At 75.5% G+C, this 20,045-nt stretch carries 14 protein-coding genes; 11 read left to right on the top strand and 3 right to left on the bottom strand.

What is annotated here, in order from left to right; all coding sequences use genetic code 11:
- The first annotated feature begins 83 nt into the window (after positions 1-83).
- The 3 genes from ACYQ02_RS05885 (at position 84) to ACYQ02_RS05875 (ending at position 1,983) form a co-directional block, all read left to right on the top strand.
- Entirely contained in the window at positions 84-653 is a 570-nt protein-coding gene (locus ACYQ02_RS05885; RefSeq protein ID WP_460039515.1) for an HD domain-containing protein, read from the top strand.
- A gap of 147 nt (positions 654-800) precedes the next feature.
- Entirely contained in the window at positions 801-1,679 is an 879-nt protein-coding gene (locus ACYQ02_RS05880) for a cobalamin-binding protein (RefSeq protein ID WP_460039514.1), read from the top strand.
- Entirely contained in the window at positions 1,639-1,983 is a 345-nt protein-coding gene (locus tag ACYQ02_RS05875; RefSeq protein ID WP_460039513.1) for a hypothetical protein, read from the top strand. The genes ACYQ02_RS05880 and ACYQ02_RS05875 overlap by 41 nt, the downstream gene beginning before the upstream one ends.
- A gap of 125 nt (positions 1,984-2,108) precedes the next feature.
- Here ACYQ02_RS05875 and ACYQ02_RS05870 read toward each other — a convergent pair whose 3' ends face one another.
- The gene (locus ACYQ02_RS05870) at positions 2,109-3,827 is read right to left on the bottom strand and encodes a hypothetical protein (RefSeq protein ID WP_460039512.1); all 1,719 of its coding nucleotides are present in this window, start codon (positions 3,825-3,827) and stop codon (positions 2,109-2,111) included.
- Positions 3,828-4,018: 191 nt separating this feature from the next.
- On the opposite strand from ACYQ02_RS05870, the gene ACYQ02_RS05865 reads away from it, so the two are divergent.
- The 5 genes from ACYQ02_RS05865 to ACYQ02_RS05845 are packed head-to-tail and all read left to right on the top strand — an operon-like array spanning position 4,019 to position 9,978.
- On the top strand, positions 4,019-4,819 hold the full coding sequence (locus ACYQ02_RS05865; RefSeq protein ID WP_460039511.1) for an enoyl-CoA hydratase-related protein: 801 nt from the start codon (positions 4,019-4,021) through the stop codon (positions 4,817-4,819).
- Positions 4,820-4,836: 17 nt separating this feature from the next.
- Entirely contained in the window at positions 4,837-5,517 is a 681-nt protein-coding gene (locus ACYQ02_RS05860; protein ID WP_460039510.1) for a (2Fe-2S)-binding protein, read from the top strand.
- On the top strand, positions 5,489-7,876 hold the full coding sequence (locus tag ACYQ02_RS05855; RefSeq protein ID WP_460039509.1) for a xanthine dehydrogenase family protein molybdopterin-binding subunit: 2,388 nt from the start codon (positions 5,489-5,491) through the stop codon (positions 7,874-7,876). Before ACYQ02_RS05860 ends, ACYQ02_RS05855 begins: the two co-directional genes overlap by 29 nt.
- Positions 7,876-9,006, top strand: coding sequence for an FAD binding domain-containing protein (locus ACYQ02_RS05850; protein ID WP_460039508.1), 1,131 nt, complete (start codon positions 7,876-7,878; stop codon positions 9,004-9,006). Before ACYQ02_RS05855 ends, ACYQ02_RS05850 begins: the two co-directional genes overlap by 1 nt.
- 60 nt (positions 9,007-9,066) lie before the next feature.
- The gene (locus ACYQ02_RS05845; RefSeq protein WP_460039507.1) at positions 9,067-9,978 is read left to right on the top strand and encodes an SDR family oxidoreductase; all 912 of its coding nucleotides are present in this window, start codon (positions 9,067-9,069) and stop codon (positions 9,976-9,978) included.
- 142 nt (positions 9,979-10,120) lie between these two features.
- On the opposite strand, the gene ACYQ02_RS05840 is transcribed toward ACYQ02_RS05845, so the two are convergent.
- Both ACYQ02_RS05840 and ACYQ02_RS05835 read right to left on the bottom strand, forming a co-directional pair.
- The gene (locus tag ACYQ02_RS05840; protein ID WP_460039506.1) at positions 10,121-11,299 is read right to left on the bottom strand and encodes an alpha-hydroxy-acid oxidizing protein; all 1,179 of its coding nucleotides are present in this window, start codon (positions 11,297-11,299) and stop codon (positions 10,121-10,123) included.
- A 92-nt stretch (positions 11,300-11,391) separates the two neighbouring features.
- Entirely contained in the window at positions 11,392-13,299 is a 1,908-nt protein-coding gene (locus ACYQ02_RS05835) for a glycerophosphodiester phosphodiesterase family protein (protein WP_460039505.1), read from the bottom strand.
- A 277-nt stretch (positions 13,300-13,576) separates the two neighbouring features.
- Between ACYQ02_RS05835 and ACYQ02_RS05830 the strand changes: the two genes are divergently transcribed.
- The 3 genes from ACYQ02_RS05830 (at position 13,577) to ACYQ02_RS05820 (ending at position 19,858) form a co-directional block, all read left to right on the top strand.
- The gene (locus tag ACYQ02_RS05830) at positions 13,577-16,570 is read left to right on the top strand and encodes an FAD-linked oxidase C-terminal domain-containing protein (RefSeq protein WP_460039504.1); all 2,994 of its coding nucleotides are present in this window, start codon (positions 13,577-13,579) and stop codon (positions 16,568-16,570) included.
- A gap of 61 nt (positions 16,571-16,631) precedes the next feature.
- Complete coding sequence (locus tag ACYQ02_RS05825; RefSeq protein WP_460039503.1) at positions 16,632-18,173, top strand: heterodisulfide reductase-related iron-sulfur binding cluster; 1,542 nt, start codon at positions 16,632-16,634, stop codon at positions 18,171-18,173.
- A gap of 257 nt (positions 18,174-18,430) precedes the next feature.
- On the top strand, positions 18,431-19,858 hold the full coding sequence (locus tag ACYQ02_RS05820; RefSeq protein ID WP_460039502.1) for an FAD-binding oxidoreductase: 1,428 nt from the start codon (positions 18,431-18,433) through the stop codon (positions 19,856-19,858).
- Positions 19,859-20,045: the final 187 nt, after the last annotated feature.

Below are 20,045 nucleotides of genomic sequence, written 5' to 3'. Positions count from 1 at the left end.
CGCCGAGAGCGGCCCGGTCCCGGTCCGGGGACTGGTCCCCGCCCCGTTGCCGCGCTATGCTGGTGGCAACTGGAGGGATGGCAATGGCCGAACAATCCTTCGACCGGCAAGCCGCCTGGGCCCTGCTCACCGAGTTCACCCAGAGCCCCCACTTGATCAAGCACGCCCTGGGCGTGGAGGCGTGCATGCGCTACTACGCCCGCCTCTTCGGCGAGGACGAGGAGAAGTGGGGGATCACCGGCCTGCTCCACGACTTCGACTATGACCGCTACCCCTCCCTGGACGACCACCCCTTCCGCGGGGCCGAGATCCTGCGGGAGCGGGGCTGGCCGGAGGAGATCGTCCGGGCCATCCTGTCCCACGGCGATCACACCGGCGTGCCGCGCGAGACGCCCATGGAGAAGACCCTCTACGCGGTGGACGAGCTGACCGGTTTCGTCATCGCCTGCGCCCTGGTCCGTCCCACCGGCCTGGCGGACCTGACCGTCCAGTCGGTCAAGAAGAAGTTCAAGGACAAGGCCTTCGCCCGGGGGGTGAACCGGGAGGATGTGATCCGCGGGGCGGAGGACTTGGGCATCCCCCTGGACCAGCACATCGCCCACGTCATCGAGGCGCTGCGGGGCATCGCCCCGCAGCTGGAGCTGGCGGGCTGAGGAGCGGTCCGGGCCGGCCGCCGGCGGGCCGGAGCCCGGAGGGCGGAATCCGGCGGGCGGCACCCGGCTGGATCCCGGGACGAACCGGCCGTCCCGCCGGCCTGCCGGCGCCGCCGGCCCAGGGCGGCAGGGCGGGAGGAATCGGCCGTGCGCATCGTCTCCCTGGCGCCCAGCAACACCGAGATCGTTTTCGCCCTCGGCCTTGGCGAGCACGTGGTGGGCGTCGACGACGACTCGGACTACCCGCCTGAGGTGGCGAACCTGCCGCGGGTAGGTCCCGACCTGTCCGTCGACGTGGACCGGGTCGCCGCCCTGCGCCCCGACCTGGTCCTGGCGTCCCTGAGCGTCCCCGGCATGGAGCGGAACGTGGAGGCCCTGCGCCAGCGGGGGCTGCCCTACCTGGTCCTGGATCCGCGGCGCTGGCCGGAGGTCCTGGCCTCCATCGAGGCGGTGGCCGCCGCCACCGGACGGGAGGAACGGGGCCGGGCGCTGGTCCACCACCTGCAGGCCCGGGCGGCGGCGGTGCGGCGGCGGATGGCCGCCCTGGCGGCCCGCCGCCGCCGGCCGTGGCGGCTGTACCTGGAGTGGTGGCCGCGGCCCCTGATCACCCCGGGGCGGCAGAGCTGGTTCACCGACATGGCGGAGCTGGTGGGCGGACAGAATATCTTCGCCGATCTCGACCGCACCAGCGGGGTCGTCGAGCCGGAGACCGTGGTGGCGCGGGAGCCGGATGTCATCCTGCTCTGCTGGTGCGGCACCCTGCAGGGGCACATGGATCCCGGGCGGGTGGCGGTGCGGCCGGGGTGGAACCGGCTGGAGGCCGTGGCCCGCGGGCGCATCGTGCCCCTGCCCGAAGCCCTGTTCGGCCGGCCCGGTCCCCGCCTGGTGGAGGGACTGGAACGGCTGGCCGGCCTCCTGGAGGGGTTCGCCCGCCAGGAGGCCGGCGAAGAAGGCCGGCAGGAGCGCGGGGAAGGAGCGTGCGGCGATGGACCTGCAGGAAGTCCGCCTGTCCCACCCGGCGGCTGATCCGGCTTCGGCCACGGTGGTCGAGGAAGTCCGGCGGGTCGCCCCCGACGTGCAGGAGCAGGGCGACCGCCTGCGCTTTCAGGGCGACCTGGTCGCCCGGATCGAACCCTTCACCCGCCCGGGCAAGGTGGAGATCTATCGCTGCCCGGAGGGCTGGCTCCTCTACTGCTATGACTCCGCCAAGGACAACTGGGCCTGCGCCGGTTCCACCCTGGAGCAGATGATCGGCCGGCTGGAGGAGGACAGCCTGGCCCACCTGGTGCGGGCGGGCCTCGAGCGCAGCGGGCACCTGGCGGCGCGCTAGGGACAGGCGCCCCGGGCGGTGGGCGGGGGGCCGGTTCCCGCCGGGTCGTCGTCGACGGTCCCCGCCAGGCCGGCCCCGCCTGCTTCCGCGGCCTGCTTCCGCAGCGGGAGGCGGGCCGGTTCGTCCTACGGGCGGCGGCGTCCTGCCCGCCGCAGGACGTAGACGGCCCCCGCCACCGCCGCCACGGGCAGCAGGACCACGACCAGTTCCGCCAGCAGCAGCGCCATCTCCCGCAGCCCGGCCCACAGGAGGCCCTGGCGGGCCATGATCACGGGGATCAGGGCGATCAGGACGAAGTAGGCCATGCCCGCATAGCGGAAGAAGGCATGGGCGCGCCGGCGGGCCCGTTCCAGCGCCTCGGGATCGGGCGCCCCCGCCGGTCCATGGGCGGCCGGGCGGCCCGTTCCACCGGACGAACCGGCGCCCGGTGAAGCACGGCCCTCCGCCGACGGCCCGGTCCCGGCCCCCGCCCCGCCGGATGGCCCTGGACCGCCGGGCTGGCCCCTCTCGCCAGCGCCTCCGTCTAGGGCCGCCTCCAGCTCGCTGGGCGTATACCGCCAGGCCTGGGCCGGTTCGTCCAGCCGGCCGCGGGCTGCCAGGGCCCTTCCGGCCCCCTCCACCGCCCGGTGCCACCAGGATCGCAGCACCAGCATGTGATAGCCCATCTCGGCCGCCACCCGGGTGGTGGCCTCGGCCAGGCGCCGTGTCTCCTCGATGCGGCCGCGGTCCAGGGGGCGGCGGGCCAGGTGCCGGGCGATCAGGCCCTCCAGCTCCTGCTGGTGCCGGTGGGCGTTGATCTCGGCGGCGATGGGGTTGAGGCGCCGGTCGTGGAAGAACCGGGCCAGCCAGGCCAGGGCGGGCTCGGGGTCTTCGGCCCAGGGCGGCGTGGCCAGTTCCGCCGCAGGCAGGGCCACGTAGCCGTAGCGCTCCAGGAACTGGTGCCAGAGCTCGAAGAAATCCGCCGCCCCGGCCGTGCCGGCCTGGTGGCCCACCTCCCGGGCCAGCCGGGAGAGGCGGGGATGGTAGGGCGGGGCCGCAAAGGCGGCGGCCACCGCGGGCACCTCCCGGCCCCGGGCGGCCAGGTGCCAGAGGCGCTGGCCGATCTCCGCCACCACGGCCGGCACCGGGACCAGCTGCTCGGCCCGGGGCGCCCCGGGCAGGCGAAAGGCGGCCAGCAGGGCGTCCAGCTGCCAGAGGCTCAGGGCCGCCAGCGCCTCCAGGCGGAGCAGGCGGTCCAGGTGGTCCGTCCAGATGGCCCGGCACCGCTCCAGCGTCCGCCGCCACTCCTTAAGGTCGCCCGCCGCCCCGGCCCGCTCCAGGGGGACGATCCGCAGCCGCAGTTCCCCGGCGTCGGCCAGCATGGCCCGGGCGCCCGTCTCGTCCCACCAGCGCACCAGCTCCGCGGCCTGGCGGCCGGCCGTCCAGCCGTGGCGGGCGGCGCGCCAGGCCAGGGCCCCGGGCCAGCCTCCCACCGGGCGCGGGCGGGCCAGGAGCCGGCCCTCCGCATCCAGCCGCAGCTCCACCCCGGCGCTGGGCAGCACCAGGTCCCGGCTGATGCGGGCGGTGACGGCGGGGAGCACGTCCAGCCACAGGGCGGCGGAATAGGGCGTCAGGGGCCCGGGGGCCAGGCCCTGCTCGGGGCGCCAGGGCCCGGGCCGGCGGCCGGCGGGCTCCAGCCAGGCCCGGGGCAACAGGCTCCACGGGGCCAGGGGGCCGGTGCCCGCCGGGTTGAGGCCGGCCAGGTTGAGGCCGGCGGCGGCCGTGCCCTCGGGGGAGGGGGCGGCCAGGGCGCCGGAGGCCGGGGAGCCCTCCGGCTGGGGCAGGATTGGGCTCTCGGTGGTCACGGGTTCTCGCCTCCAGGGGGCGTCGCCGGCTTGGCGGCGATGGCGATGCCCCGCTCATCATAGCAAAGCGTCATCGCCCAGCGGGCCGGGACCCGGCGGCGCGTCACAGTAAAGCGGGCCGGGACCCGGCCGCGGGCCCCCGCAGGGAACCGGTTCTTCCCAGGCGAATGGATGGGCGGAGGTGAACCGGCTTGACCGCGACGGGGGATGGGATGGAACGCCGTTACGAATACCTGCTGGTGGAGACCGACGGGCCGGTGGCCATCGTGCGGCTGAACCGGCCCAAGGTCCTCAACGCCCTGCGGCGGGACCTGATCGAAGAGCTGGCCGGGGCCCTGGCCGGGTTCGACCGGGACCCCGCCATCCGCTGCATGGTGCTGACGGGCAACGAGCGGGCCTTCGCCGCCGGCGCCGACATCGCCGAGATGGCGGGCAAGGGCCTGGCGGAGGTGACCGGGGACGACCTGCTGGGCGCCTGGCAGCGCCTCTGGCGCATCCGCAAGCCCGTCATCGCGGCGGTGCAGGGCTATTGCCTGGGCGGCGGCTTCGAGCTGGCCATGGGCTGCGACATCATCATCGCCGGGGAGTCGGCCCAGTTCGGCCAGCCGGAGATCAAGATCGGCGTGATCCCCGGGGCGGGCGGCACCCAGCGCCTGACCCGGGTGGCCGGCAAGTACAAGGCGATGGAGGCGATCCTCACCGGGCGGATGATCCCGGCCCGGGAGGCGGAGGCGTGGGGCCTGGTGACCCGGGTGGTCCCCGACGAGCAGTGCCTGCCCGAGGCAGTGCGGCTGGCCCACACCATCGCCGGGATGCCGCCCCTGGCGGTGCAGATGGCCAAGGCCGCGGTCCTGCAGGCCTATGAGACCCCCCTGGGCGCGGGGCTAGAGTTCGAACGCCGCCTGTTCTACAGCCTCTTTGCCACGGAAGACCAGAAGGAGGGCATGCAAGCCTTCCTGGAGAAGCGGGCGCCCCAGTGGAAGGGGCGGTGAGGAGGCGAGGGCTCACCTTGTCCAGCGGGTGGAAGGAACCGGCGGGCGCCGGCGGCGGGGCCGCCCCGGCGCTGCCGGTGTTTCAGTCCCAGGTTCCCGTGGAACTGGACGTCAACGGGGAGCGCTGGGTCGGGGAGGTGCCCGCCGGGCTCACCCTGGCCGCGTTCCTCCGCGAGCGTCTGGGCCTGACGGGCACCAAGATCGGCTGCGGGGAAGGGAACTGCGGCGCCTGCAGCGTGATCGTCGACGGCCGGCTGGTGTACAGCTGCCTGGTGCCGGTGGCGTCCTGCGACGGCAGCCGCGTGGAGACGGTGGAGGGTCTGGCCCAGGGGGATCGGCTGCACCCCATCCAGGAGGCCTTCATCGCCGAAGACGCCCTCCAGTGCGGGTTCTGCACGCCGGGGCAGATCATGGCGGTGAAGGCCCTGCTGGATCAGGAGCCCCACCCGACCCGGGAGCAGGTGGTGGCGGCCCTCAGCGGCAACCTGTGCCGCTGCGGCGCCTACCTGCGCATCGTCAACGCGGCCTTGCGGGCGGCGGCGATGCGGGCCGAGGCCGGCGCGGGTCCCGGGGCGGGGGCAGCGTCCGGGCAAGGGGCCCGGGGGCAGGATGCTGCGGCGCCCGGGGACGGCCCGGCGGGTCGCCGCGGCGGGGAGGGAGGGGTGCCGGGTGCCACGGCTGGTCAAGACCCAGTTTGAGTTCGAAGGGCGGGTCCAGGAGCGGTACGTGGTGGTGGAGGACGACCCCGCCGGCCCGCTCCCCGAAGAAGGCGCCCTGCGATACGTGGGCCGGCCCGTCCCCCGGGTCGACGGCTGGGAGAAGGTGACGGGCCGGGCCCGTTACACCCACGACGTGCGGCTGCCGGGGATGGTCTACGCCGTCGTGGTGCGGAGCCCCTATCCCCATGCCCGGATCCGGGCGATCCGGACTGCCGGTGCCCTGGCCATCCCGGGCGTGCTGGCGGTGCTGACCCACGAGAACTGCCCGCCGATTCCGTGGGGACGGGAGGGCGATCGCGTCCTCAACCCGGTGGTCCGCTACCATGGCGACGAGGTGGCGGTGGTGGCGGCCCGGGACCTGGCCACGGCCCGCGCCGCGGCGGCGGCCCTGGAGGTGGAGTACGAGCCGCTGCCCTTCGTCGTCGACCTGGAGGAGGCGATGAAGCCCGATGCGCCGCCGGTTCGTCCCCAGGGCAACGTGCGCTGGGACCGGGCCAGCCGCTACAGCCGGGGGGACGTGGAGGAGGGGCTCCGGCGGGCCGCCGTGGTGGTCGAGGGCACCTTCCGCACCCCGGTCCAGCTGCACAACTGCATGGAGACCCACGGCAGCGTGGTGGACTGGCAGCAGGACCGGGTGACCATCTACGACTCGACCCAGCACCTGTTCGGGGTGCGGGACCGGTTCGCCCAGCTCTTCGGCCTGCCCGTCCACCGGGTGCGGGTCGTCAAGGAGCACATGGGCGGCGGCTTCGGCAGCAAGAACGGGCTGCACAAGTACACGGTGCTGGCCGGGATCCTCAGCCGCCAGCTGGGCCGCCCGGTGCGCTGCGTGCTGGACCGGGAGGAGGAGAACCTGGCCGCCGGCAACCGCCACAGCACCCTGCAGCGGCTCCGGCTGGGCGCCACGGCCGACGGCCGGCTGGTGGCCATCGACCTGGAGGCCTACGCAGCGGTGGGGGTCCTGGGCAGCGCCGGCAGCATCGGGGGGCCGGCCCGCCAGCTCTACGCCTGCCCCAACGTCCGTACCGTGGAGGTGCCGGTCCACACCAACACCGGGCCCGCCTCCGCCTTCCGGGCGCCGGGGTACGTGGAGGGGACGGTGGCCCTGGAGGTCCTGATGGATGAGCTGGCCGGACGCCTGGGCCTGGATCCCATCGAGCTGCGGCTGCGCAACTACACGGAGGTCGACCCCATCAGCGGCCGGCCCTACTCCTCCAAGGGGTTGCGGCAGGCCTACGCGCTGGGGGCGGCCATGGCCGGCTGGGACGCCAAGCGGGGCCGGGTCGCCGCCGGGGCCGCGACGGAGCCGGACGAACCGGCCCGGCGGCGCCTGCGCGGCATCGGGATGGCCAGCCAGATCTGGGGCGGGGCGGGCGGGCCGCCGGCCCAGGCCGAGGTGCGGGTCCATCCCGACGGGACGGCCACGGTGGTGACGGCCGGCCAGGACATCGGCACCGGGACGCGGACCGTCCTGGCCCAGATCGCCGCGGAGGAACTGGCCCTGCCCCTGGAGCGGGTCCGGGTCCAGCTGGGCGACACCGACGGCGGGCCCTATGCGCCCATCAGTGCCGGCAGCATGACGGTGCCGTCCATGGGGCCGGCGGTGCGATCGGCCGCCGCCGACGCCGTCCGGCAGATCCTGGAGCTGGCCGGCGGCCTGCTGGAGGTTGACCCGCGGGACCTGGAGCTGGTTCCTCCGGGCCGGGTGCAGGTCAAGGGCGCCCCCGACCGGGGGGTCGGCCTGGCGGAGTTGGGCAAGACCCTGGGCCAGTACGTCATCGTGGGCCGGGGGAGCCGCGGTCCCAACCCCGACGAGTACGCGATCCATACCTTCGGCGCCCAGTTCGCCGAGGTGGAGGTGGACCCCGCCACCGGCGAGGTCCGGGTGTTGGACCTGTGGGCGGTCCACGACATCGGGCGGGTGGTCAACCCCTTGACGGCGTCGGCCCAGATGGAGGGCGGCATGATCCAGGGGCTGGGCTTCGCCTTGCTGGAGGAGCGGGTGATGGACCCCGTGAGCGGGCGGGTGCTCAATCCCAACCTGGAGAACTATCGGGTGCCGACCGTGGCCGACATCCCGCGGCTCCACGTGGCCTTCACCGGGGAACCCGATCCCCACGGCAACAACCTGGGGGTCAAGGGGGCGGGGGAGCCGCCCATCATTCCCACGGCCGCGGCCATCGCCAACGCCTTCTACCACGCCACGGGCATCCCGGTGCGGGAGCTGCCCTTGAGCCGGGACCGGGTCCTGGCCCTGTTGCGCCGGCACGGCATCGGGCCCGACGGCCGCCGGCAGCCGTCCCGGGCCGGCGCGGCCGAAGGGGGGGAGGACCGGTGATGAGGGACGTCCAGGAGCCCGGGGCCCCGCCCGGGGCTCCGGCCGCCGTGGCCCCGGGGGCGCCAGGGGGAGCGGCCTATGCCCGGGTCCAGTCCTTGGAGCAGGCCTTGCGGGCCCTGGCGGAGGCGTCTCCCCCGCCGGTGGCCCTGGCCGGGGGGACCGACCTCTTCAGCCTGATCCACCAGGGCCGGGCCCGGCCGGCGCGGCTCATGGACATCGGGCGCCTGGAGGGGCTGGCCGGTCTTGGCCCCGACGCCGAAGGGGGCTGGCGGATCGGTGCCCTGGCGACCCTGGCCGAGCTGGCCCGGCCCGGGGCCCTGCCTCCGGCCTACCGGGCCCTGGCGCAGGCCGCGGCGGCCTCGGCGACCCCGGCCCTGCGCAACCGGGCGACCCTGGGGGGGAACCTGGAACAGCAGGTGCGGTGCTGGTTCTTCCGCACCGGGCTGCCCTGCCTGCTGGTGGGGGACGACCACTGCGCCTGTGCGGCCCCCGGCGCGGCCGGGCCCTTCCAGGCCGTCTTCGGGCACCGGGCCGGGGAACCGGGCGCCGGCTGCGGGGCGGTCCACCCGTCGGATCCGGCGGTGGCCCTGGTGGCCCTGGATGCCCAGGTGGAACTGGCCCGGTGGACCGAGGGCGGGCTGGCCCGGCGGCGGGTGCCCGCCGGATCCTACTTCCCCGGCCGGGTCGACGGCGGGCGGAGGGGGTTGACGGCGCGGGAACCCGGCGAGCTGGTGGTGGCGGTCCACCTGCCGCCGGCCGGCGAGGGGGCGTGGAGCAGCCTCTACCGGAAGGTCACCGACCGGCAGGCCTGGCAGTTCGCCCTGGTCAGCCTGGCGGTGGCCGTGCGCTGGCAGGAGTGGGAGGGTCCCGGCGCCGCTCCCGTGGTGGGCGGGGCGCGGCTGGTCCTGGGGGGGGTGGCCCTCAAGCCCTGGCGGCTGGAGGCCGTCGAGGCCTGGCTGGAGGGGCGGGCCCTCGACGAAGGGGCGGCCCGCCGGGCCGGCGAGCTGGCGGTAGACGGGGCCGACCCCTTGCCGGGCAGCCGGTTCAAGCTGGAGCTGATCCGGGCCCTGGTGGCCGATGCCTTGCTGGAGCTGGCGGCCGAGCGCAGGGCGCAGGCGGCGGCCCGCTGAGCCGGCCGGGGTGGACCGAACCGACAGGCCCGTGAACGGGGGCCGGGAGGGGAACCGGGGATGCCGTACGTGCTGATCACCGGGGCGAGCAGCGGCATCGGCCGGGCCAGCGCCCTGGCGCTGGCCCGGGCCGGCTGGACCGTACTGGCCGGAGTGCGCCGGCCGGAAGACGGCGAGGCGCTCCGGCAAGAAACAGGCGGGGGCGTGGAGCCCCTGCGCCTGGACGTGACCGACGCGGAACAGGTCCGGGCGGCCGCCGAGGCGGTCGAGCAGCGGGTCGGGCCAGCCGGCCTGCAAGGGTTGGTCAACAACGCCGGGATCGCCGCCGCCGGCCCTGTGGAGCTGATCCCCGAGGCCGTCTGGCGGGAGCAGCTGGAGGTCAACGTGGTCGGGGTGGTGGCCGTGACCCGGGCTCTGCTCCCGGCCCTGCGCCGGGGGCGGGGGCGGCTCGTCCTGATGGGGTCCGTCTCGGGCCTGGTGTCCTTGCCCTTCATGGGACCCTATTCGGCGTCGAAGTTCGCCCTGGAGGCCCTGGCCGACGCCTTGCGCATCGAGCTGGCGCCCTGGGGCATCCGGGTCAGCATCGTGGAGCCGGGCTCGGTGGTGACCCCGATCTGGCAACGGTCGGCGGAGGCGGCCCAGGGGTACCTGCTGCCGCCCCCGCCCGGCACCGAGTCGGTCTACCCCGCGGCGGTGGCGGCGATGACCCGCGTGGCCCAGCGCAACGCTCGCCACGGCCTGCCGCCCGAGGCCGTGGCCCGGGCGGTGGTCCACGCCCTCACGGCACCCCGGCCCCGGGCCCGGTACCTGGTGGCGGCGCCGGAGCGGGCCCGGGAGGTGCGCCTCTTGCGCTGGCTGCCGGTGGGCCTGCGGGACCGGCTGGTCCTGGCCACGGTGCAGGCCCTGTTGCGGAAGGCGGGCTCCGCGGCCGCCGCGGGGGCCGCCGCGGCAACCGCTTCGGAAAAGCGGTAACCGGAACGGGGACGAAGGGGGCCGGCTCCACGGGAGCCGGCCCCCGCCCAGCCGGGCCCCGCCAACCCGGCCCCCGCCCAGCCGCGCCCCATCAGCGCCGTCCCCGCGAAGGTGCCGCCCCGGCCCTGGGGTGGCACCGGGATCAGGTACGGGTCACCAGGTCGGGGCCGATCTCCGCCACCGAGCGGACGCCGCAAAGGCCCATGGTCAGGTCCAGGTCGGCCAGCAGGTGGCGCAGGAGCCGGGCGACCCCCGCCTCGCCGGCGACGGCCAGCGCGTAGACGTAGGGCCGGCCGACCAGCACCGCCCGGGCCCCCAGGGCCAGGGCCTTCAGGATGTCGGCCCCCCGCCGGATGCCGCTGTCGAAGAGGACGGGGACGCGGCCGCCCACGGCCGCCACCACCTCCGGCAGGGCGTCCAGGGCGGCGACGGCGCCGTCCACCTGGCGACCCCCGTGGTTGGAGACGATGAGGCCCTGGACCCCCTGCTCCACCGCCTGCCGGGCGTCGTCGGGGTGGGTGATCCCCTTGACGAGGACGGGCAGGCGGGTCTGGCTTTGCAGGAAGGCCAGTTCGTCCCAGGTGAAGGACGGGTTGACGAAGACCTGAAGGAACTGGAGGATCGCTCCTTCCCGGTCCTCCTCGGGCGGCCGGGGCAACCGGGCGCGGAAGGCCGGGTCCGACAGGTAGTTGGCGATGCCCTCGCCCAGCAAGAAGGGCAGGTAGGCGTTCTCCAGGTCGTGCTCCCGCCAGCCCAGCATCGTGGTGTCCACGGTGACCACCAGGGCCTCGTAGCCGGCGGCTTCGGCCCGCCGCACCAGGCTGGCCATCACCTCCCGGTCCCGGGTCGGGTAGAGCTGGAACCAGCGGGGGGCGTCGCCCGAGGCCTCGGCGATGCCCTCCAGGGTCACCGAGGAGACGGTGCTGGCGACGAAGGGGATGCCCAGCCGGGCCGCCGCCCGGGCCGGTGCCCGTTCGGCCTCCGGGTGGACCACCGAGAGGACGCCCACGGGCGCCAGCAAGACCGGCGCCGGCAACCGGCGTCCCAAGAGCTCGACGGAGAGGTCCCGCTGGGCCACGTCCCGCAGCATGCGGGGCCGCAGGCGCCAGCGGTCGAAGGCCGCCCGGTTGGCGGCCATGGTGGCACCGCCGCCGGCCGCGCCCTCCACGTACCACCAGGGGCCGTCGGGCAGGACGGCCCGGGCCGCCTCCCGCCAGCGGTCGACGCTGACGGGCGGCCGCTGGGGCTGGGCCGCCGAGAGGTAGATCTCCACCTGGGCTTGCAGGCCGAAGTTGCCTTGGCCCCACGGCAAGGTGCTCACGGGCTTCCACTCCCTTTCCCTGGCGCCCCGCTGGCCCGGCCCGGGGCAGACCCGGGCCCGGAGCCGGACCCGGGCGCCCCGCTGTGGTCATGTCAAGGACGGTCTGCGCCGAAGAGGCGGTTGCGCACCTCCAGGGCCAGGTCGGGCCGGTCGGTGACGATGCCGTCCACCCCGGCCAGGAACATCTGCTCCATCTTGCGGGGATCGTTGACCGTCCAGGTGTGGACCTCCACCCCCCGGTCGTGGGCCAGCCGCACCAGCCCGCTGGAGAAGACCTTGAGGATGCCCTGGTACTCCGGCACCTGCAGGGCGATGGCCGGCGGCCGGTGGTAGGGGGTCAGGCCGAACCGCTGCAGGATGACGAACCGCAAGGCCTCCCCGCTGGCCAGGCTGGTCGGCACCTCGGGGGCCAGCGCCCGGAAGTGCTGCAGGACCCGGTCGTGGAAGGAGGCGACCATGACCCGGCCGGTGGCCCCATGCTCTTGGAGCTCCCGGGCCACGGCCTCGGCCAGGGCCAGGTCGTCGTCCTTGAGCTCGATGAGCAGCCGCTGGCCGGGCAGGCCCTCCAGGACCTCCTCCAGGGTGGGGATGGTCAGCCCGCGGCCCCGGTAGGGATAGGTCTGGCCCTGGTCCGGGGTCCACCAGTAGCCCGCATCCAGCGCCTTGACCTGCTCCAAGGTCATGGCGTGGATGTCCCCCTGGCCGTTGGTCGTGCGGTCCACCGTCTCGTCGTGGAGGATCACCAGGGAGCCGTCGCGGATCCGGTGGACGTCCATCTCGATCCAGTCCGCCCCCAGCGCGGCGGCGTAACGGAAGCTCTCCAGGGTGTCCTCGGGCCGCAGGTCGCCGCCCCGGTGGGCGATGACCAGGGGCAGGGGACGGTCCGCGGACGAACCGGCCATAGGGCCGAAGGCCGCCCGGTCGACGGGCGGTAATGTGAGCAGGGTGCCCGCCACGGCGGCCGCGCCGAACCCCGCCGCCAGCCGCAGCAGGGGACGAACCGGCCCCGCCGGCGCCCCGGCAGGGACCGCCCCCTCCGCCGCCGGCCGGAGGGGCGGCGCGGGCCGGACCCGGACCCCTGCCAGGGAGGCCCCAGACCCGCCGGCCACCGCCAGCCCGGCCCCGCCAGGGGCCGCCCCCCGCCGGGCGGCCGGTTCGTCCGCCAGACCCAGGCGGCGGAACAGCCACGGCGCCCCGGCCGTCACCCACAGGCCCAGCAAGGCATACCCCGGTAGCTCCGCCAGGCCGTTGGGGATCAGCGCCCCGTGCAGCCCGTACAGGATGGCGAAGCCGGCGAGGCCCAGGGCCATGCGCGCCGCGGCGATCCCGGGCCGCGGGGGCGTCGAATAGGGGAGGGCGTCCGGTGCGTAGAGGTCGCCCGCCAGGAAGCCCATCAGGAAGCCCAGGGTCTGGTAGGCCACGGATTCGCCGTAAAGCGGCAAGAGGAGCAGCGGTCCGATCAGGCTCAAGGCCAGCTTGCGGCCCCGCGGCCAGGTCCCGCCCCATCCCCGCCGGAAGCCCCAGCGGAAGAGGGCGACCATCGCCAGGCCGATGGCCAGCCCGCCCAGGGTATCCCCCAGGTAGTGGACGCCCAGGTACGGGCGGGAGAAGGCGATCAGGGCGATCAGGGCCACGGCCAGGGCCCGCCACCAGCGGGCCGGGTACTCCATGAGCAGGTAGCCGAAGAGGGTGACGGCCCCCTGGGCATGGCCCGAGGGGAAGCCGGGGCTGGTCTCCCGGACCAGCACCCGGACGCCGTCGAAGGCGGCCGACGGCCGCGGCATGTTGGCCAGGTCCTTCAGCCAGCCGTTGAGCCACATGGAGACGAGAAACAGGAAGGCCAGCTGGTGGCCCCGCCGCCGGTCGACGCACCAGTAGATGAAGGGCAGCACCAGCATGTAGAAGTACTCGCTGCCCAGGTAGGTGAAGACCTGGGCCACCGCGTCCATCAGGGGGTTGGACGCCTGCTGGAAGAAGAGGACCCCGCTGCCGTCGAACACCGCACCGCCTCCGTTCTGCCACGTCTCGGGGAAGAAGGGATGGGGCACATTTCGCCCTGGCGGGAGCCGGTTCCTACCTGCGGCGGCCGCGGCCTCGTCCAGGCGGCGCGCGACCCCCAGCCATGGCCCCTTCCCTTCCGGAAACAGGAACTCGGCCGCGGGCAGTGAATAGGAATCCCATATCCCCACCGATCGGCGGTCCGAGATCCGCGCACGCTCGGCCCGCAGCGCCCCGCGTGGGCCGGGGGCGCCGCGGGCAGCATCGGGGGCGATGCTCATGGGGGAGCACGGGGATCGGGGGGCCTTCCTCGCCGCCCTGCGCCGGATCTACCCCTCCGGCGCGATCCACACCGACCCGGCCCAGCTGGCGGCCTACGAGTGCGACGGGCTGACGGTCTTCCGGTCGCGGCCCCTGGCGGTGGTCCTGCCCACCCGCCGGGAGCAGGTGGAGGCCACGGTGCGCCTGTGCCGCGAGCACGGCGTCCCCTTCGTCGCCCGGGGCAGCGGGACCAGCCTCTCGGGCGGGGCCGTGCCGGTGCCGGGCGGGATCGTCATCGCCCTGAACCGGATGAACCGGATCCTGCACCTGGATCCCGGCGACCGGCTGGCGGTGGTGGAACCAGGCGTCGTCAACCTCCAGATCAGCCGGGCGGCCGCTCCCTACGGCCTCTACTACGCGCCCGATCCCTCCAGCCAGGTGATCTGCACCATCGGCGGCAACGTGTCCTTCAACTCCGGCGGCGCCCATTGCCTGAAGTACGGGATGACGGCCAACCACGTCCTGGGCATGAAGGTCGTGCTGGCCACGGGGGAGACGGTGAGCCTCGGCGGCACCAGCCTGGACGTGGCCGGCCCCGACCTGCCCGGCCTCTTCACCGGCGCCGAGGGCCAGTTCGGCGTGGTGGTCGAGGTGACCGTGCGCCTCTTGCCGCGGCCGGAGGCCGTCCGGACCGTCCTGGCGGCCTACCGGCGGCTCGACCAGGCGGGGGACGCGGTGAGCGCCGTGGTGGGGGCGGGGCTCTTGCCCGCCGCCATGGAGATCATGGACCGGCTGGCCATGGATGCTGCCGAGGCGGCGGTGGGCGCCGGTTACCCCCGGCAGGCCGGGGCCTTGCTGATCGTCGAGCTGGACGGTCCCGCCGATGAGGTGGAAGCCGACTTCCGCCGGCTGATGGCGGTGATCGAGGCCTCGGGGCCGACGGAGATCCGGCTGGCCCGGGACGAGGCCGACCGCCAGCGCCTCTGGAAGGGACGCAAGAGCGCCTTCTCGGCCGTCGGCCACATCAGCCTGGGCTACCTGGTCCAGGACGGCGTGGTCCCCCGGACCCGCCTGGGGGAGGCCCTGGCCCGGATCGAGGAGCTGGCCGCCCGCCACGGCTTCCGGGTCGCCAACGTCTTCCACGCCGGCGACGGCAACCTGCACCCTCTGATCCTCTTCGACGACCGCTCGCCCGAGACGGTCCAGCGGGCGGAGGAGCTGGCCGCTGCCATCATCGAGACCTGCATCGAGCTGGGCGGCTCCATCACCGGCGAGCACGGGGTGGGGCTGGAAAAGCGCCGGTTCCTGCCGCGGATGTTCGACCCCGTCACCCTGGACCTGATGCGGTCCATCCGCCGCACCTTCGATCCCCAGGAGCTGGCCAACCGGGGCAAGGTCTTCCCGGACGAACCGGCGCCCCCCGGCCCTGGGGATCCGGGCGTCCGCAGCCCGGTGGCGGCCGCGGCGGCGGGAACCGCGGTGACCACCCCGAGCGGCGTGTCGCAGGCGCCCGGCCACCCGCCCGGCCACCCCTCCGCCGGTTCCGGCACGACCGCCGCGCCAGCCTCCGACCGCGGTGATGTCCCAGCGCTGCGTCCGCAAAGCGTGGAGGAACTGGCCGCCCTGGTCCGGGAGGCGTCCCGGGTCATCCCCCGGGGTGGGGGGACCAAGGCCGGTTCCGGGCCGGCCGGAGGTGGGTGGGTCCCCGGGGCCCGGGGGGCCGGCGCCCAAGGAGCGGTGGGAGGAAGCGGGGATGGTCCCGGCACCCTGCGGGTCCGGGGGGACGGGGGCGCCGATTCCGACCCGCCGGAGGGGCTTCCCGCCGGAACCCTGGTGGTCGACACCACCGGCCTGGCGGGGATCGTCGACTACGACCCGGCCGAGTTCACCGTGACGGTCCGGGCGGGGACGCGGGTGGCGGAGCTGGAGGCGGTGCTCGCCCGCCACGGCCAGTACCTGCCCTTCGACCCCTTGCTGGTCGACGCCGGCGCCACCCTGGGGGGGACGGTGGCGATGGGCGTCTCCGGCCCCTGCCGCCTGCGATATGGCGGGGTGCGCGACTTCGTCCTGGGGGTCACCCTGGTGGACGGGCGGGGCCGGGTCGTCCGGGGCGGCGGCCGGGTGGTGAAGAACGCGGCCGGCTACGACCTGCCCAAGTTCCTCTGCGGCAGCATGGGTCGCTTCGGGGTCCTGGCCGAGCTGACCTTCAAGGTCTTCCCGCGGCCCGAGGCCTGGGGGACGGTCGCCCTCGCCTTCGCCGGCATCCAGGAGGCGGCCGCCGCCCTGGCGGCGGTCTACCGCTCGCCGCTGGAGCCCCACGCCCTGGAACTGGCGGCTCCGGGCGTTTTGGACCGCCTGCCGGCCGCGGCGGGGGCGGCACGGCCCGGGGCGGGGCCAGGGGCGTGGTCCGGCGCGGGGGCGGCACGACCCGGGGCGGGGCCGGGGGCGTGGCCCGGCGTGGGGCCCGGCTATGTCCTCCTGGTGCGGGTGGCGGGGCCGGCGGCGATCCTACCGGCCTGGCTCGATCGGGTGCGGGCCGCCGTGTCCGGCGCCGGCCGGGCGGAGATCCTCACGGGCCCGGAGGAGGAGGCCCTGTGGCGGGGCCTGCGGGAACTGGCGTGGACCCGCTCCGCCCAGGGCGGCCTCCTGCGCCTCTACGGCCGTCCGGCCCGCCTCCTGGCCCTGGACGACCTTTGGCGGCGGCACGGCGGGACCGTCCTGTACACCCAGGCGGCCACGGGCGCCTGGGTCCTGTTCCCCGACCCGGTGGAACCGGCCCGGCGCGACGGGCTGCGGGCCGTGCTGGCGGAGCAGGGCATCCCCGCCCTGGTCTGGAGCGGCGACGGCTGGGGCGGTCCGCCGCCCGCCTTCCTCGTGCCGCCGGAGGGCACGGCGGTGGCCCGGGCCCTCAAGGCGGTGTTCGACCCCGGCGGGCGGTTCCCGGCCCTGCCCTGGTGGGAGGCGGTCCGGGAGCCCACGCCCGCCGGCATCGCCGGGGCCGGGGGCGCCTGACGGCCGCCGGCCCGGCCGCGGTCGCCCGTCGCGGCCGTCCGAACCCAAGGGGGGCGAACCGTTGCAGCACCAGATCCCCATCCAGGAGCTGGGGCCGGCCGGGCCCGCCATGGCCGCGGCCGTCGACGCCTGCGTCCACTGCGGCTTCTGCCTGAGCGCCTGCCCGACCTACCAGGTGCTGGGCGAGGAGATGGACTCGCCCCGGGGCCGGATCTACCTGATGAAGGAGGCCCTGGAGGGCCACCTGCCGGTGGCGGGCAGCGTGGCCCTGCACGTGGACCGCTGCCTGGGCTGCCTGGCCTGCGTCAGCGCCTGCCCGTCGGGGGTGCAGTACGGCCAGTTGCTCACGCCCTTCCGCGCCCTGAGGGAGGAACGGGCTCCCCGGCCAGCCGCCGAGCGGTGGCTGCGCCGGGCCCTCCTGGCCACCCTGACGGACCCCCGGCGGTTCCGCTGGGCGGTGCGGCTGGCGGCGGTGGCGGCCCCCCTGGCGCGGCGGTGGCTGCGGTTACCGGACGAACCGGCCGCGGACGGCTCGGCAGGCCCCGCTCCGGGGCCAGCCATCCCTCTGGATGCCAGCCCGCGGCCGGCGGGCCCGGCGCCCGGCGGGACGCCATTCCCGGGCCCGGCGGTGGCCGGCGAGCCCCAGCCTGGGCATGGCCCCGGCACGCCTGGGCCGGCCGCGGCCGCAGGAGGGACGGTGGGTGAGGCCGAGACCTCCACCGAGGCCCCGGGGGAGGCCCCGGGGGAGGCCCTGGGGGGCGGGCTCGCCCGCCGGCTGGCGGCCCTTCTGGAGCTGGCTCCTTCCCGGTTGCCCCCGGCCCGGCCCCTGCCCCAGGTGGTGCCCGCCCAGGGGCCGTGCCGGGCTCGAGTCGCCCTGCTGGCGGGCTGCGTCCAGCAGGTCCTGGCGCCCGAGATCAACCAGGCCACCATCCGCCTGCTGGCGGCCAACGGGGTCGAGGTCATCATCCCGCCGGCCCAGGTTTGCTGCGGGGCCCTGCCCATGCACGCCGGGGACCTGGACCGGGCGCGGCGGCTGGCGGCGGTGAACCTCAAGGCCTTTCCCGAGGACGTGGACGCCATCGTGGTCAACGCCGCCGGCTGCGGGTCGGCGATGAAGGAGTACGGCCACCTCTTCGCCGGGCATCCCCAGGAGGAGGCCGCCCGCCGGCTGGCCGGCCGGGTGCGGGACGTGGCGGAGTTCCTCGGCCAGCTGGGCCTGCGGCCGCCAGGGCCGCTCCCTGCCCCCCGGCGGGTTGCCTACCACGACGCCTGCCACCTGGCCCACGGCCAGGGGGTGCGCTCCGAACCGCGGCAGCTGCTGGCGGCCATCCCGAACCTGGAGCTGGTGGAACTGGACGAACCCGACCTGTGCTGTGGCTCGGCGGGGACCTACAACCTGGAGCAGCCCGAGGTGGCCCGGGCCCTTCAGGCCCGCAAGGTGGCGGCCATCCGGCGCAGCGGGGCGGAGGCGGTGGCGACGGGCAACATCGGGTGCATCGTCCAGCTGCGCCAGGGCCTGGAGCGGGCGGGACTGGCGATCCCCGTGGTCCACACCGTGGAACTGCTGGCCGCCGCCTATGAGGAGACGGCGGCGGGCGGGTGAAGGGGGGCAGGGAGGGGCAGCGCCCCCTTGGCCGCGGCGCCCTTGGCCGCGGCAGCCAGGGCCGCCGGGCCGTGGCCCCCGGCGCCCTGCACCGGCGGCCTGTACCGCCCCGGTTCCGGTCCCGGCCCCGGCCGCCCGCCGTCCGGCCGCCGCGCCAGCCGTGACCGGGCCGTCCGGTCCCGTGCCGTCCGGCCCCGGACCGGAACGGCCCCGGACCACAACGACGCGAAAACCATCCGAAGGGGAGGACCCGGCCCATGTCGACGCCCTCATCGCCGCAACCGTCGCTGTCCCAACCGGGCCCCGCGGAATTGGAGGACCTGCGGGCCCGCCTGGGCGATGCCCGCAAGGTGGTGACGGGCCAGGCGGCCCGCGAGCACCACAGCCACGACTTCAGCTACCATCCGCCCCGCCTGCCCGCGGCGGTGGTCTACCCCGAGTCGACGGCCGACGTGCAGGCCGTGCTGGAGTGGGCCGCCCGCCACCGGGTGGCGGTGGTGCCCTTCGGGGTGGGAAGCAGCCTGGAGGGCCACACGGTCCCCCTGGCCGGCGGCGTCAGCCTGGACATGACGCGGATGGACGCCATCCTGGAGATCCGCCCCGAGGACTTCCTGGTTCGCGTCCAGCCCGGCCTCACCCGTTCCCGGCTCAACCAGCGCCTGGCCCGGGAGGGCTTGTTCTTCCCCGTGGATCCCGGCGCCGACGCCACCATCGGCGGCATGATCGCCAACAACGCCAGCGGGACCAACGCCGTCCGCTACGGGGCGATGAAACACCAGGTGCTGGGGCTGGAGGTGGTGCTGGCCGGCGGCCAGGTCATCCGCACGGGGAGCCGGGCGGTGAAGTCGTCGGCGGGGTACAACCTGACCGCCCTGTTCGTCGGGTCCGAGGGGACCCTGGGCGTGGTCACCGAGGCGATCCTGCGGGTCTACCCGCTGCCGGAGTTCGTCCTGGCCGCCCGGGCCGGCTTCGCCACGGTGGAGGCCGCCGCCCGCGTGGCCGTGGCCTTGATCCGGGCCGGCGTGCCCGTGGCCCGGGTGGAGCTGGTCGACGGGGCCACAATCCGGGCCGTCAACGGCTACAAGGGGACGGCCTATCCCGAGCGGCCCACGTTGTTCCTGGAGTTCGCCGGCCCGGAGGCGGCCGTCCGGGAGGAGGTGGCCCTGGCCCAGGAGCTGGCCGCCCTGGAGGACGCGGTGGAGTTCGCCTTCGAGACGGACCCCGCGGCCCGGGAGAAGCTCTGGGAGGCCCGGCACCAGGCGGCCCTGGCCATCGCGGCGGCGTCGCCGGGCCGGCGGATGATGGCCACCGACGTGTGCGTGCCCCTCTCCCAGCTGCCCGCCAGCATCCGCTTCGCCCGCCAGGTGGCGGAGGAACACGGCCTGGAGGCCGCCGTCCTCGGGCACGTGGGAGACGGCAACTACCACGTGATCTTCATGGTCGACCCGGAGAACCCGGCGGAGGTGGCCCGGGCCGAGGCCGTCAACGAGCGCATCGTCCGGGACGCCCTGGCCCGGGGCGGGACCTGCACCGGCGAGCACGGCGTCGGCATGGGCAAGGTGAAGTACCTGGCCGCCGAGCACGGCGACGAGGCGGTGGCGCTGATGCGTTCCCTCAAGGGGCTGCTCGATCCCTGGGGGATCCTCAACCCCGGCAAGGTGGTCGGGACGGCCGCCTCTTCATAGAGAGCAGTACGGGGACGGGAAGGGGGTGGGAGCCCGGGGAGGGGCCGCAGGGGCGACCCGCACCGGGCCGGGGCATCGCCAGCGAATCCGGTGGAACCGGCCGCGCCGCCCCGGGGCTCTGGGGGAGCCGGGGCGGAAGGCGGCGCCCAGCGTCCAGTGCACCGCCGTCCGGGAGGACGGCCACCGC

This window comes from Thermaerobacter litoralis, assembly GCF_054654595.1.
Note: the sequence above shows the minus strand (reverse complement) of the source record. Positions and strands in the feature narration are given on the sequence as shown.